This is a genomic window from Xanthomonas sp. LF06-19 (assembly GCF_034105425.1).
GTDB classification, from domain to species: Bacteria; Pseudomonadota; Gammaproteobacteria; order Xanthomonadales; family Xanthomonadaceae; genus Xanthomonas_A; species Xanthomonas_A sontii.
In genome coordinates this window covers 65,135-78,553 of sequence record NZ_JAXGGH010000008.1, presented here as the reverse complement: position 1 = coordinate 78,553, position 13,419 = coordinate 65,135, and the positions used below count along the sequence as shown (strand labels likewise).

The window sequence follows — 13,419 nt, the reverse complement described above, 5'->3', positions numbered from 1 at the left end:
GGTTCAGTCCGCGGCGGCGGTGGCGACCACCGGCGGCTGCCACGCACGCGCCTTCACCCGGGCGCCGGTGCTGAGCCGGTCGATGCCTTCGACCACCACCTGCTGCCCGGGTTGCAGGCCGGCGACGACACGGTAGTGCCCCTGCACCAGTTCGCCCAGCTGCACCGTCGCGCTGTGCGCCTGCGCATTGGCGTCCAGCACCCACACCTGCGCGCGCTTGCCGACATGGGTGATCGCCTGCTGCGGCACGCGCAGCGCCTGCGCGTAGTGGGCGCGCGGCACCCGCGCCCGCACGTACATGCCTGGCAACAGGCGCCGTTGCGGGTTGTCGACGAGGATGCGCAGCAGCACATCGCCGGTGCCGGCATCGACGGTGATGCCGGAGAACAGCACGCGCCCGCTCAGTCCCGAGGGCGTGCCGCTGCGGTCGAGGATCTGCGCCGGCAGGCCGTCGTCGCCGGTGGCCTGCGCGCGCGCGGCCGGATCCAGCGGGTCCAGGTCGCTGGCGGACTGGCGCACGTCGACGTAGACCTGGTCGATCTGCTGGATCACCGCCATCGGCGCGCTGTCGCTGGGCGAGACCAGCGCACCCTCGGTGAGCAGTGCCTGGTCGATGCGGCCGTCGATCGGTGCGTCGACGGTGGCGAAGGCCAGGTCCAGGCGCCGCCGCGACAGCGTCGCCTTGGCCTCGGCGACCGCCGCGGCGGCCTGGCTGCGCTGCGAGGCGGCGTCGTCGTACATCTGCCGGCTGACCATGCCGGATTCGACCAGCCGCTGTAGCCGGGCATGCTGCACGTCGGCAAGCACCTGCGCGGCCTCGGCACGGTGCAGTGCGGCTGCGGCGGTGTCCATGTCGGCCTTGAACGGTGCCGGGTTGATCTGGAACAGCGCATCGCCGCGCCGCACATCGGCGCCCTGCTCGAAGAAGCGACGCTGCACGATGCCGCCGACCTGTGGGCGGATCTGTGCGCTGCGCAGCGCGGCCACGCGGCCGGGCAGGTCCACGCTCACCGTCATCGGCGCAGGGTGCAGGGTCACCGCGGTGACCTGTACCGGCGCGGCCACCGCTTGCGGCTGCGCGCCGCCGCCGCAGCCCACCAGGGCCAACGCCAGCGCGCCGCCGAGTCCCAGAGTCCGTACCTGTTGCCGCATGCCCATGCCTCGTGCCTCGTCGCTGCCGCCGCGGATGCGGCGGACGCCAAAGCCGCGCATGGTCGCGGCCGCGGGTTGCGCGGCGTTCGATGCGATGTGGAGATATGATGGAGATCCGCCCGTCCGGGCCGATGCGCCTTCGCTGCCTCCATGTCCGTTTCCTCTCCGGGTGCCGCCGTGCCCGCGTCCGCGCCGCTGGTCCTGATCGCCGAAGACGAGAGCGAGATCGCCGAGATCCTCAGCGCCTACCTGGCGCGCAGCGGGCTGCGCAGCGCCCACGCCGCCGATGGCCGCGCCGCGCTGGACCTGCACCTGGCGCTGGATCCGGATCTGATCCTGCTGGACGTGCAACTGCCGGCGGCGGACGGCTGGAAGGTGCTGGCCGAACTGCGCCACCGGGGCGAGACCCCGGTGATCATGCTCACCGCGCTGGACCAGGACATCGACAAGCTGATGGGCCTGCGCCTGGGCGCCGACGACTACGTGGTCAAGCCGTTCAACCCGGCCGAGGTGGTGGCGCGGGTGCAGGCGGTGCTGCGGCGCATCCGCGGCAACGGCGCCGAGGAGGCGCGCAGCCTGCGCGTGGGCGCCTTCCATGTCGATCTGGACCAGCACGAGGCCAGCGTGCGGGTGGGCGAGCAGCGGCACACGCTGGACCTCACGCTCACCGAGTTCAAGCTGCTGGTGCGGCTGATGCGCGCGCCGAAGCGGGTGTTCAGCCGCGCCGAATTGCTCGACGCCTGCCTGCCGGAAGGCGACACCCAGGAGCGCACCATCGACAGCCACATCAGCAAGCTGCGCAAGAAGCTGGAGGCGCTGGGCGTGCAGGGCACGCCGGCCAGCGTGCGCGGCGTCGGCTACCGGTTCGGATCCGGCGCATGAGCCGCGCCCCCGGGCTGCGCCGCCAGGTCATCCTGTCGTTGGGCGCGCTGGCGCTGTGGATCATCCTGCTGTCGGTGGTCGGCTCCTACGTGTTCTACGCGCTGGCGGCGGCCTACCAGCCCAACAGCATCTCCGACACCTGGGTGCCGTCGCGGGTGGAGATGATGTGGATCGGCGCCACCGCGGCACTGGCCGTGGCGATCGCGGTGGCGGTGGCGGTGCGGCTGTCGCGGCGCATCCTCACCCCGTTGAACTCGGTGGCGCACAGCCTGCGCGAAGTCGCCCAGGGCAACTTGCACGCACGCGCGAGCATGGATGCGCATGCGCTGGGCGAGACCGCGCAGTTGGTGCGCGACTTCAACGCCATGGCCGACCGCCTGCAGGCGATGACCCGCGAGCGCGCGTTCTGGAACGCCGCCGTCGCCCACGAACTGCGCACGCCGGTGACGATCCTGCGCGGGCGCCTGCAGGGCCTGGCCGAGGGCGTGTTCGCGCCGGACTTGGCGGCGTTCGAGAGCCTGTTGCGGCAGGTGGAAGGTCTGAATCGGCTGATCGAGGACCTGCGCGTGCTCAGCCTCACCGACAGCGGGCACCTGGAGTTGCAGCCGGCGCCAGCCGACCTGGCGCGGGAAGTGGAGGCCGTGCTGCATGCCTTCGGTGCCAGCCTGGACGCGCGCGGGCTGGTGCTGGAACCCGTGCTGGCGCTGCGCACGCCGGTGCTGTGCGATGCGGTGCGCATCCGCCAGGCGCTGATGGCCTTGCTCGAAAACGCGCAGCACTATGCCGAGCCGGGCCCGCTGCGGGTGGGCGTGCAGGCGGACGCCGGCCAATGCGTGCTGTTCGTGGAAGACACCGGCCCCGGCATCGCGCCCGAGATCGCCGCGCGGGTGTTCGATGCGTTCCGCCGCGGCGATCCGTCGCGTTCGCGCAAGAGCGGCGGCAGCGGCCTGGGCCTGGCGGTGGTCAAGGCCATCGCCGTGGCGCATGGCGGCGATGCGCTGTGCCTGCCGGCCGGCGCCGGGACACGATTCGAAGTGCGCTGGCCGCTGGCGCCAGTGGAGGCCGCGACGCGCACAGCGCAGGTGCCGGCGTCGCGCTAGAGGCGCGTTGGCTCAGGCGGAGGTCGCGTCGCTGCGCACGCGCGGTGTACGCCCCGGCAGCATGCGGGTCAGCACCTCGTCGCGCCGGACCCAGTGATGGAACAGCGCGGCGGCCACGTGCAGCAGTACGACGACCCATGCGATCCATTTGCCGATGAAGTGGTGCACCACGTCGATCGGCGCTTCGAACGCCTCCCAGCTCAGGTGCCAGGTGCGGCTGATCCAGCCGAACAGCGCGGTCTCGTTGAAGCCGGGAATGCGGAACAGGCCGACATCGGTGGGTGCGCCGGTGCCAATGTAGCCGGTCAGCGGCATCACGATCAGCAGCGCGTACAGGCCCCAGTGCGCCAGATGCGCAAGCCGGTGTTCCAGCGCCGAGCCCGGCGGATCCTCCGGTTGCACGTCCAGCCAGCGCCACAACAGCCGTGGCAGCACCAGGAACCCGACCAGCAGGCCCAGCACCCAGTGCAGGTTGAGCACCGGCAGCGAGGCGTCGGAGGTGTCGTCCATGAACCAGATGACGTAGTACACCACCGCATAGGCGCCGATGAAGGCGGCGGCGGTGGTCCAGTGGAACAGCTTGGCGAGGGCGCCGAAGCGCTGTGCGGTATTGCGCCAGTGCATGTGCGTGATCCTGGTCGAGTGGCGAGGCGGGGAGTGCTGCGGAATCAGGGCGTGCGCAGGCTGTCGAGCAGTCGGTCCAAGGCGTCCAGCGCGTCGGCCAGCCGTGCGTGCAGGTCGGCGTCCGGCTCGGCGATCCAGAACGCCGCCTCGGTGATCGCGCCGTAGAGCATGCGTGCCATCACCCCGGCATGCAGCGGCGCCACCGTGCCGGCGGCGATCAGGGCTTCCAGCGCCGCCTGCAGCGCGGCGATGCCCACCGACTGCGCCGCCGGCGGCACGTCGCCGAACACGGCGCGCGCGTCCTGCAGGATGATCCGGCGGATCTCCGGTTCCAGCGCCAGTTCCAGGTAGGTGCGGCAGCGGCGGCGGAAACCGTCCCACGGCGTGGGCGCGGCGTCGGACACCGCCTGCAGGCGCAGGCCCACCTCGGCCTCGATCTGCTCGATGACCGCGATCAGCAGGCCGTCCTTGCTGCCGAAGTGGTGATACAGCGCGCCACGGGTAAGACCGGCCTCGGCGGTCAACACGTCCATCGAGGTGTGCGCGAAGCCGTGCGTGGCGAACGCCTGCCGCGCCGCAACCAGCAGGCTGGCGCGGGTGGTCTCGATCATCTCGCGGCGGCTGCGGCGCTGGTGCATGGGAGGGCCTTCATTCACATACGTGGCGTACGTTATTTGCGTACAGGGCGTATGTCAATGTGTCGCGGTCGATTCGGCGTGCGCTGGGCAGCTTGGCCGGCACGGTAGCCGGTGCGCTCCGAAGGCCTGAGATTCGAGTGGCTTGCCCGTCCTGCGAACGTCTCGGCCAGGGCCTCTCAGGCATCGACAGCGCGATCGCGGCGGCGTGCGGAATGCGCCTGGTCGCAAACCCAAGTGATGCTGTGCTTGTCGCGAAGGCCGTCGTAAAGGACGCCGTCGCGGCGGCTCAGGACTGCGCGACGGAACCGCTCATCGTGCGCATGCGATGCGCCGGCACGACGCCGACCTCACCGTCGCACTAGCCAAGGCCTTCACTGCGTGTGTGGTCTGGTGACCGCTGTGCAACCGAATTGGAGTGTCGAATGGACACCACGCTGATGCCCTGGGTCGCCGGACTGTTCGTCCTGCTGATCGCCGCGATGCTGTATCTGGTCACGCGCGCCAAGAAGAACCGCAACCGCCCGGCACAGGATCACGCCGCGACCAAGAGCGACGTGGACAGCGCGGCCAAGCGCTAGCGTCTCGCGTCGGGCGCGGCGCGGTCGCCTGCGCCGTGCTCAGGCGTCCGCGTCGATCGGCGCGAAGCGCGGGCGGCGTATGCCATCGATCTCCACCTGCTCGACGAACATCGGATACGGCCGCACCCACAGCGTGCCTTCGCCGTACAGCGGCCGGTACAGCACCAGCGGTTCCAGCGTCTCGCTGCTGCGGACCACGCCCAGCACCTCGTACTCGCCGCCCTTGAAGTGGCGGTAGCGGCCGAGGGCGATGGAAGGCAGCGGGCTGAGGTCGCGCATGACGGTGTCCTGGTGGGCGGGAGCGCGAGTGTAGCCGTCTGCACCTGCGCTCTCTGCGTCGCGAGGGCGAATTGCGCGACCGCGGCGGTTCGCCGCGTCGTGACGACGGAACGCTCCTGCGGGGGAAACTCAGGCAACCGGCCTTAAGAAGCAGCGTCCATTGTCGCCCGCAGGCTTCACTTCTGCGCACGTCAAGGCGCCAAATCGGCGAAGTCGAACGCCTGCCCCGGCTCGGCGGCGACGAAGTCCGTTGCGGCGATGCCGGCCAGGTGCAGTGCGGCGGCCAGCGCTTCGCGCGGCTCATTACGCCCTTCGTCGGTGAGCTGGAACGTGCCCCAGTGGATGCCGAGCGCGCGCCGCGCGCCGGTGTCGCGGAAGATCCGCACCGCTTCGGTGGGGTCGATGTGCTGTGGAGCCATGAACCAGCGCGGTGCGTAGGCGCCGATCGGGATCAACGCCACGTCGGGCGCGCCGTGCCGGTCGCGGATCTCGCGGAAGATGGCGCCATCGCCGTAGCCGGTGTCTCCCGCGAACCACACCGATCCCCGCGCGGTCTCGACGAAGAAGCCGGACCACAGTGCCATCCTGCGGTCGGCGATGCCGCGGCTGGACCAATGGTTGGCGCGGGTCAGCGTCGCCGTCGCGGTGTCGCCGATCGGCAGCCGGTCGTGCCAGTCGCCGGTGGCGATGCGCGCATCGGGCACGCGCTTGCGCAGCAGGACGTCGTTGCCCAGCGGCATCACGAACAGCGGCTGGTGCGCATCGTGCAGCGTGCGCAAGGTCGCCAGGTCGAAGTGGTCGTAGTGGTTGTGGCTCAGCAGCACCGCATCGATGGGCGGCAGGTCCGCGAAGCGGATGCCCGGTGCCGTTACCCGCTTGGGCCCTGCGATCTGCGAAGGGCTGGCGCGCTGCGACCACACCGGGTCGGTGAGCAGGTTGAGGCCGGCGGCCTGGATCAACAGCGTGGCGTGGCCGACCATGGTGATGCTAAGGCCGTCGTGCCGCGGTGCAGGCATGGCCGGCGTCACCGGGACCTGCGCAGGCCAGCGCACCGCGCCCATGGCGGCCTTCCAGCGCAGGACCTTGCTAAGCGCATTGTCGATGGTGGGCTGGCCGGGGTTGAAGAAGCGTACGCCATCGAAATGGTCGCTGACGGGGCCACGGTAGTAGGGGTTGGCCATTGAGGCGCGATCCAGGCGATGCATGGGGAAAGGGGAGGTTACCCGCAGCGGCGCAAGCGCGCGTGCGCGCCTGCCTCGGCTGCCGCGATATCGGTCCCCGGCCGGTGCCAAGTGCGGCCTCACTTCGGCGTGCCCAGCCCACCCATGTTGAGCATCACCCGCAAGCCGATCACCAGCGCATCGTCGGGCGCACGGCGCGCCGCGGGATTGCCCAGGATGTCGGGATGGACGATGTACTGCACGTTCGGCACCAGAAACAGCGGCGTCTGCGCGATGCGGTAGCTGTAGTTGAGTTCGAACATGAGTTCGTTGCGCGCGATGTCCGCGGCCGCGCCGCGCTTGCGCAGCAGGTCGTTCATGTAGCCCTGCTGGTCCGCACTGAAGCGGTAGTAGTGCGCGATCGCGCCCATGCCGTCGCCGGGCCGTGCCGCAAACGGGCCGCTGTAGTACAGGCCGGCGGTGACCTGCAGGTCGTAGACCTGGTGCTTGTCGAACGGTGCGGCGATGTTGCCGAAGGCGACCAGCATGCGCTTGCTTGCCATGCCCTGCGGCCGGTACAGCGCGCGTTCGCCGAGCGCGTAGGCGCCCCAGCGCCCGCCGTCGTACAGGCGCGCGGGGCCGCCGACCAGCCCGCGCAAGCCGCCGGCCTGGTTGTAGCGCAGGTCGCTGTAGTCGGCCGAGTTGTACCAGAGGCCGGCGAGGTAGCGCGGTGCGCCCTTGCCCGGTGCGGGATCGGGTTCGTAGCCGACCTCGAGCGTGCCCAGCACGCCGGTGCTGTCGGCGGTGCTCCAGTCCAGGCCGTGGTTGTTCTTGCGCTGCGGGTTCAGTTCGAATGCGCCCACCGAAACATAGGTGGCGTCGGGCTTGTAGCGCAGCTTCGCGCCCCAGTTCACGTAGGGAAAGCCGACGAAGCCGCCATCGGCCTGGCTCAGCTGGAACGGACAGTCCGAGGCGCTGACGAAGCGGCAGCCGTAGCGGCTGCGCGCGAATTGCCAGGTGGTGTTCATGCGCCCGGCGACCAGTTGCCAGCGCCCGTCGGCGAAGCTCTGTTCCCAGGTCAGCTGCGCCAGTTGCGTCTGCTGCTGCGGGTACCAATAGCCCTGCACCTTGACGCCGTTGCCGATCTGCCGCTGCGACAGGCTGTCGCCGTAGTACCAGGCGCCGGTGGCGTGCAGCGTGGCACCGGGAATGCCGAACAGGCGTTGCAGATCCAGGTCCGCGCCGGCGACCACGCCGCCGGCGTTGCGGTCGCCGCGCGACAGGCCGCCGTCGACGTTGCGCGCATAGTCGTTGGACCAGACCAGGCGCGGCGCGATGCCGTGGTCGTCGAGCCATTGCGTGGTGTCGGCGGCAATGGCGGAGGCCGGCAGGGCGGCCGCAGCCGCCAGCAACGAGACGCAGGAAAGAGAACGGGACATGGGACGCTCCACGGACGAGACGAAGCACTCGCCGGACGTGCGCGGTGGGTGCGCGGCGACGCGGCAGTGCGCGAAGGGAAGACACCTTCCGGTCGTGGAGCCGCAGCACGGCGTCGCGTCCGTCGGCGACGGGCACGCCTGTGTGCAGACCTGTGGGGGACCGGCAAAGAAACGCGAGGGCAGACCGGAACGCGTTGCGCGGCGCCGAGGCGCACGCCATCGCCGCAGCGGATGGGCCGCGCAACTGCGCGGCCCATCGAGCTGGAGGCAACCCGTGCGGGTCAGCCCACCTTGCCGAGGCCGGCGGCGGCCATCGCCGCAGCGATCTCCTTGTCGGCGCCCTCGGCCAGCGGCAGCAGCGGCGAACGCACCGTGGCGTGGTCGAGCAGGCCGCGCGCGACCAGCGCCCACTTCAGCGCCACCGAGCCTTCCATGTGCGAGCCGCGGTGATAGACGCTCTTGGTCACCGGCAGCAGGCGGTCGTGCAGTGCGCGCGCCTTGGCGTAGTCCTTGGCCTTGCCCGCGGCGATCATCTCCAGCAGCGGCTCCGGGGCGATGCAGCCGTAGCCCACCAGCGCGCCATCCACGTCGAACATGGTGTGCAGCAGATACTCGTCGTGGCAGGTCAGCACCGGCACGTGCGGGCGCTCCTTGCGGAACACCGGGATCTCGGTGTCCCAGCGCTTCATGTTGCGCACGCCGTTCTTCATCGCGACCACGCCCGGCAGCGCGGCGATCTCCAGCAACGTCTCCAGGTCGTAGGTGGCCTTGGTCGCGTCCGGGTACTGGAACAGGATCATCGGCAGCCCGCTGGCCTCGTGGATGGCATTGTAGCGGTCCTGCGGCGCGCCCTTCTGGTAGCCGAAGCGCAGCCAGCCGTGCGACGGATAGATCAGGCCGGCGGAGGCGCCGGCGGCGACCGCGCGCTTGGCTTCGTCGGCGGCGACGCGGGTGCCTTCCAGGGTGATGCCGGCGATGATCGGGATGCGGCCGTCGACGGCGTCGCGGAAGGCGGTGATCACCTTGGCCTGTTCGTCGCGCTCCAGGAACGTGCCTTCGCCGGCGTGGCCGAGCACGGTCAGGCCCTTGACCCCGTCGATGCCGCCGAGCCAGGCGCCGATGCGCTTGATCGCGGGATAGTCGACGGCGCCGTCGCGGGTGAACGGGGTGACCGGGGCGGGGACCAGGCCTTTCAGGTCGATGGTGCTCATGCTCATTTCCTCTTCTTCGGATCAACGGGGGATGGAATCGAACGCGGGGTCCGACGGGGGTGGTGCGGAGGTGTTGTGCGATGCGCCGGCGGCAGTGCCGGCGATGCGTTCAGGGCGACAGCTGTTCCAGCGATTTGCCCTTGGTTTCCAGGGCGAAGCGCCAGGTCACGACGGCGCCGACCAGCAGCACGGCGGCGAAGGCGGCGAACACGTAGCGGATGCCGAGTCCGGCGATGACCGCGCCGACCAGCAGCGGCCCGCAGGCCGAGCCCAGGCGCAGCCAGGCGCTGCCCAGTCCGGTGCCGATGGCGCGGATGCGGGTGGGGTAGAGCTCGGCCGAATACAGGTACAGCGAGAAGGTGATGGTCTGCACCGCGGCGTAGCCGAGCGCCGCGAACACCAGCACCTGCGGCGCCGAGGTGCCGCCGAGCGCCGCCAGCGCCAGCAGCGGCACGCCGCCGGCCACGAACGCCAGCCCATACCAGCGCTTGCGTCCGACCTTGTCGATCGACAGCGCGCAGGCCACCGCGGCGGCGACGCCGGCCAGCGAGGTGAAGAAGCCATAGGCGATGCTCTGCTGCAGCGACAGCCCGAAGTGCGTGCGGTACAGCGTCGGCAGCCAGGTGATGATGCCGTTGGCCACCAGGTAGGAGCAGAACCACAGGCTCCAGATCACCAGGGTGCGCTTGCGATAGACGCTGCCGAACAGCTCGCGCCAGTCCGAGCGCTGCGCCTTGGGCAGCGCGCTGCGGTCGAACACCGGCGCCGGCAACGGGCCATGGCGGCGCTCGGCGCTGCGTTCAAGTTCGGCGACGATGGTATCGGCCTTGGCGTAGCGGCCCTTGGCGGCCAGCCAGCGCGGCGATTCGAACATGAAGAAGCGCAGCGGAATCATGATCGCCGCCGGGATCAGCCCGACCATGAACATCGCTTTCCAACCGTAGGCCGGCACCAGGAAGTAGCCGATGCCGCCAGCGGCGACCAGGCCGAGCAGGAACATCACCTCATACAGCAGGAAGAAGCGCCCGCGCTTCTTCGAGCCGATCAGTTCGTTGATGTAGGCGCTGGCCACCGGCACCTCGCCGCCGGTGCCGATGCCCTGGACGAAGCGGAACGCGATCATCGCCGCGGCGCTGCCGGCGAACAGGCAGGCCACGTCCATCGACACGAACAGCAGGATGGTGAACAGCAGCACGTGCAGGCGGCCGATGCGCTCGGCCAGCCAGCCGAAGAACACCGAGCCCAGCAGTTGGCCCAGGTAGCCGGCCGACAGGATCGTGCCGATCTGCGCCGGCGACAGCTGCCATTCCTTGGTCAGCACCGGCATCGCGTAGGCGATGGCGATCACCGTGTAGCCGTCGAAGAACGTGGCGGCGCCGACGATGTTGCGCGCCCACCACACTTTGCGGGTGATCGGCAGGCGTTCGAGGCGTGCGCCGATCTCCGCCTGCGCCTCGGCGATGGAGGGGGTGCGGGCGGTGGCGTTGGCGGTGGGGGCAGGGGCTGTGGTGGGCATGAGCATCGTGGCTGCCTTTCGCAGGACAAGGGGACCCCGACGCGGGCGCCGAAGCGTCCACGCAGCGAGACCGACAGGGAGGGCCGGGCGGTGGCCCGGGCGGATCAGGTGCTGGGGGCGGTCACGGCAACACTCCCGCTGGCCTGGATCGCGAAGGCGATGTCCTTGGCGGCCAGCAGCGTCGGCTGCAGGGCGGTCTCCAGCAGTTCGGCGTGGCTGGTGCGCACCGACGGCGCGGCGACACTGATCGCGCCGAGCGGATAGTCGTCCGCATCCAGCACCGGGACCGCCAGCACGCGCAGGCCCTCCGTCAGCATCGACTCCAGGATCACGTAGCGGTCGCGGCGGATGCTGTCGAAGGTGCGCCGGATCGTGGCGATCTCCGGCGTCTGCGCACCCTGCACGTCGACCCCGGTCACCCGCGTCACTTCCGCCGGCGCCAGGTGCGCCAGCATTGCCAGGCCGATCGCCGTACGGGTGCTGGGCACGGTGGTGCCGATGCGGATGTCCACGCCCAGGCGGGTGATGCCGGCGCGCACGCGCTCGATGTAGAGCACGTCGGGGCCTTGCAGCACCGCGAAGCTGGCCGCTTCGTTGACGTCGCTGACCAGCGTGCGCAGCAGCGGCCGCACCACGCTGCGCAGATCGCGGCGGGCGATGGCGTGGAAGCCGAGGTCGAGCACCTTCAGGGTCAGGCGGAAGCGGCGGCTCTCCGGCACGCGGTGCACGTAGCCCAGCTCGACCAGGGTGTTGAGCATGCGGAAGGTGGTGCCGGGATCGAGCCGGGCCAGGGCCGCGATCTGGCTCAGCGACAGTTCCTCGTGCTCGGACGAGAACGCCTCGAGCACGCGAAAGCCCTTGGCCAGTGACTGCACGGTGCTGCGCAGCTTCTTGTCCCCGGTCTCGTCGCCGTCGTCGGGCGCGGCGCCGGCCGCGCGCTGGGAAGTCGTCTTGATCATCTGCAGTTCCTGGAGGACCCGGGGGAATCGCCAGCTTGCTCGACCCGCCCGGTGATGTCGCTTGACAAGTGAATTTCGGATTGCGAAAATAATTTCGAAATTTCATGCCAAGACTCCGCCCGGGCGCTCGATGCGTCAAGTTGCGGCGCAACATGCGTGGGCGGTTCTCCCTGCGCGTCGACGATCCGTGGTTTCGAAACCTCCGAAAGACGAGTCATCGCCTGCTGGGAGTTGCATAGGCGCGAGGCCATGCCGCGCCATCGCGCGATGTCCGTGCTTGGGGCGGCGCTTATCGCGAGGCACGTGGCGTTGCGTCTGTATCGCCAGGTAGACGAACGCGGCCGTGCGCGGTGATGTCAGCCGTGCTGGCAGACAGCGGCATGGCGGCATCGATACCGTGATGCATGGCTCGAACGACCCGACAGACGCCGCCCCCGCCGGCGCAGACATGGTGGCAAGCACTCTCGTTCAAGCGCACCGCCGCCGAGGTGTCGGCGGTGCTGGTGGTGATCGGCGCGACCTACGGCTTCGTGCAGTACGTGGAGGTCAAGCCGCTGCAGCGGCAGCTGGCCGAGGCGCAGGCCGGTGCCTGCGACGCCAAGGCCGCGGCGATGTCGCTGATGCTGAGTCTGTTGCCGGGCGAGAGCCGCACCCTCTTCGATGGCGCGCTGACCATCGCCAATCTCACGCCAGCGCAGGACGATGCCAAGGTGCGGCTGCGGATCGCGCCGCTGGGTGCGGCCGCGGTCGACAAGCTCCAGCCGGTGCCGGGAGACCGCTTTCTGGTGCAAGTGCCGGGCCGTGGTCGCTATGCGGTCTACCTGCGTTCCAGCAGCGCGCAGTTCGTGGAGCTGTCGATCCTGCGGCAACCGTGAGCCGGTCGCTGGCGCCGGCACGCCATTCAAGAAATCCAGCGCATGGCCGCCATTGCGGATAGCGGAGCCGTTTCGCCGAAGCGGCCGTCCCTCGGGGGAACGCGCATGCTGTCCTTGCCACGTTTGCTGGGCCGCCACCTGGCCAAGTTCCTGTCCAAGCCGCGCCGCCATGGCTCGCAACTGCCGACCAGCCCGCCGCAGCTGTTGCGTGCCACGCTGCGCAAGGGCGACGTGTTGCTGGTCGAGGGCAACAGCCGCTTCTCCACCGCCATCAAGTACCTGAGCCAGTCCACTTGGTCGCACGCGGCGCTGTACATCGGCGACCACGTGGCCGCGCTTCCCGGGGAGGAAGCGCCGCTGTTCTGCGATGTCGACATCAACGTCGGCGTGCGCCTGGTGGGATTGAGCGAGTTCGCCGGCCTGCACACCCGCATCTGCCGTCCGGTGGGGTTAAGCGCGCAGGAGATCGAGACCGTGGTGGAGTACATGGTCTCGCGGGTCGGCAACAGCTACGACCTGAAGAACATCTTCGACCTGGCGCGCTACCTGATCCGCACGCCGCCGCTGCCGTCGTCGGTGAAGCGGCGCTTCCTGGAGCTGGGCAGCGGCGAGCCGACGCGGGCGATCTGCTCGACGTTGCTGGCGCAGGCGTTCGGCGCGATCCGCTATCCCATCCTGCCGGAAATCGACCAGGCTCCGCCGACGGGAAGCGATGCCGGAGAAGACGCGGAGATCCTGCATCCGCGCCATCACAGCCTGACGCTGCCGCGCGATTTCGACGTCTCGCCGTACTTCAACGTGGTCAAGCCGCGCTTGCAGCAGGGCTTCGATTTCCATCGCCTGGTGTGGGAGCCGCACGCCGCCGGCGTGCCGTCTGCGAGCGCGCCGATGGATGCCGCACTGGCCTGACGGAAGACGGCTGCAGCGTGAAACTGTGGTGCGCGTTGCTCTGGCGAAGCACTTCGCAGTTCAAGTTCGAGCGCGCGCTGGCCGATACAAAATTCCG

General features: G+C 69.9%; 14 protein-coding genes. 5 read left to right on the top strand and 9 right to left on the bottom strand.

Annotated features, from left to right (window positions below; all coding sequences use genetic code 11):
- Positions 1 to 3: 3 nt before the first annotated feature.
- Positions 4 to 1,212, bottom strand: a complete 1,209-nt coding sequence (locus tag SLW55_RS16110) for an efflux RND transporter periplasmic adaptor subunit (protein ID WP_320740201.1) — start codon at positions 1,210 to 1,212, stop codon at positions 4 to 6.
- A 90-nt stretch (positions 1,213 to 1,302) separates the two neighbouring features.
- On the opposite strand from SLW55_RS16110, the gene SLW55_RS16105 reads away from it, so the two are divergent.
- Together SLW55_RS16105 and SLW55_RS16100 are read left to right on the top strand one after the other, a co-directional pair.
- Positions 1,303 to 2,034 carry a response regulator gene (locus SLW55_RS16105; RefSeq protein WP_051067644.1) on the top strand — a complete coding sequence of 244 codons (732 nt, stop codon included), beginning with the start codon at positions 1,303 to 1,305 and terminating at the stop codon, positions 2,032 to 2,034.
- Positions 2,031 to 3,134: an ATP-binding protein gene (locus SLW55_RS16100; RefSeq protein WP_295964036.1), complete on the top strand. Its 1,104-nt coding sequence runs from the start codon at positions 2,031 to 2,033 to the stop codon at positions 3,132 to 3,134. The genes SLW55_RS16105 and SLW55_RS16100 overlap by 4 nt, the downstream gene beginning before the upstream one ends.
- A gap of 12 nt (positions 3,135 to 3,146) precedes the next feature.
- Here the strand turns inward: SLW55_RS16100 and SLW55_RS16095 are convergent, their stop codons facing one another.
- Together SLW55_RS16095 and SLW55_RS16090 are read right to left on the bottom strand one after the other, a co-directional pair.
- Complete coding sequence (locus SLW55_RS16095) at positions 3,147 to 3,758, bottom strand: cytochrome b (RefSeq protein ID WP_295964033.1); 612 nt, start codon at positions 3,756 to 3,758, stop codon at positions 3,147 to 3,149.
- 44 nt (positions 3,759 to 3,802) lie between these two features.
- Complete coding sequence (locus tag SLW55_RS16090; RefSeq protein ID WP_295957675.1) at positions 3,803 to 4,396, bottom strand: TetR/AcrR family transcriptional regulator; 594 nt, start codon at positions 4,394 to 4,396, stop codon at positions 3,803 to 3,805.
- Between the two features lie 422 nt (positions 4,397 to 4,818).
- Between SLW55_RS16090 and SLW55_RS16085 the strand changes: the two genes are divergently transcribed.
- Positions 4,819 to 4,974 carry a hypothetical protein gene (locus SLW55_RS16085; protein WP_017910105.1) on the top strand — a complete coding sequence of 52 codons (156 nt, stop codon included), beginning with the start codon at positions 4,819 to 4,821 and terminating at the stop codon, positions 4,972 to 4,974.
- 39 nt (positions 4,975 to 5,013) lie between these two features.
- Here SLW55_RS16085 and SLW55_RS16080 read toward each other — a convergent pair whose 3' ends face one another.
- The 6 genes from SLW55_RS16080 to SLW55_RS16055 form a co-directional block, all read right to left on the bottom strand.
- Positions 5,014 to 5,253, bottom strand: a complete 240-nt coding sequence (locus tag SLW55_RS16080; protein ID WP_267100289.1) for a DUF1653 domain-containing protein — start codon at positions 5,251 to 5,253, stop codon at positions 5,014 to 5,016.
- 191 nt (positions 5,254 to 5,444) lie between these two features.
- Positions 5,445 to 6,434, bottom strand: a complete 990-nt coding sequence (locus SLW55_RS16075; RefSeq protein WP_320745392.1) for an MBL fold metallo-hydrolase — start codon at positions 6,432 to 6,434, stop codon at positions 5,445 to 5,447.
- A 119-nt stretch (positions 6,435 to 6,553) separates the two neighbouring features.
- Entirely contained in the window at positions 6,554 to 7,852 is a 1,299-nt protein-coding gene (locus SLW55_RS16070) for a carbohydrate porin (RefSeq protein WP_320745391.1), read from the bottom strand.
- 281 nt (positions 7,853 to 8,133) lie between these two features.
- The gene (locus SLW55_RS16065) at positions 8,134 to 9,063 is read right to left on the bottom strand and encodes a dihydrodipicolinate synthase family protein (protein ID WP_295944954.1); all 930 of its coding nucleotides are present in this window, start codon (positions 9,061 to 9,063) and stop codon (positions 8,134 to 8,136) included.
- Positions 9,064 to 9,172: 109 nt separating this feature from the next.
- Positions 9,173 to 10,579: an MFS transporter gene (locus tag SLW55_RS16060; RefSeq protein WP_320745390.1), complete on the bottom strand. Its 1,407-nt coding sequence runs from the start codon at positions 10,577 to 10,579 to the stop codon at positions 9,173 to 9,175.
- A 104-nt stretch (positions 10,580 to 10,683) separates the two neighbouring features.
- Positions 10,684 to 11,538: an IclR family transcriptional regulator gene (locus SLW55_RS16055; protein ID WP_267103273.1), complete on the bottom strand. Its 855-nt coding sequence runs from the start codon at positions 11,536 to 11,538 to the stop codon at positions 10,684 to 10,686.
- Between the two features lie 404 nt (positions 11,539 to 11,942).
- On the opposite strand from SLW55_RS16055, the gene SLW55_RS16050 reads away from it, so the two are divergent.
- Together SLW55_RS16050 and SLW55_RS16045 are read left to right on the top strand one after the other, a co-directional pair.
- Positions 11,943 to 12,413: a hypothetical protein gene (locus SLW55_RS16050; protein WP_039728364.1), complete on the top strand. Its 471-nt coding sequence runs from the start codon at positions 11,943 to 11,945 to the stop codon at positions 12,411 to 12,413.
- A 105-nt stretch (positions 12,414 to 12,518) separates the two neighbouring features.
- Positions 12,519 to 13,322, top strand: coding sequence for a YiiX/YebB-like N1pC/P60 family cysteine hydrolase (locus SLW55_RS16045; protein WP_017915697.1), 804 nt, complete (start codon positions 12,519 to 12,521; stop codon positions 13,320 to 13,322).
- Positions 13,323 to 13,419 lie beyond the last annotated feature (97 nt).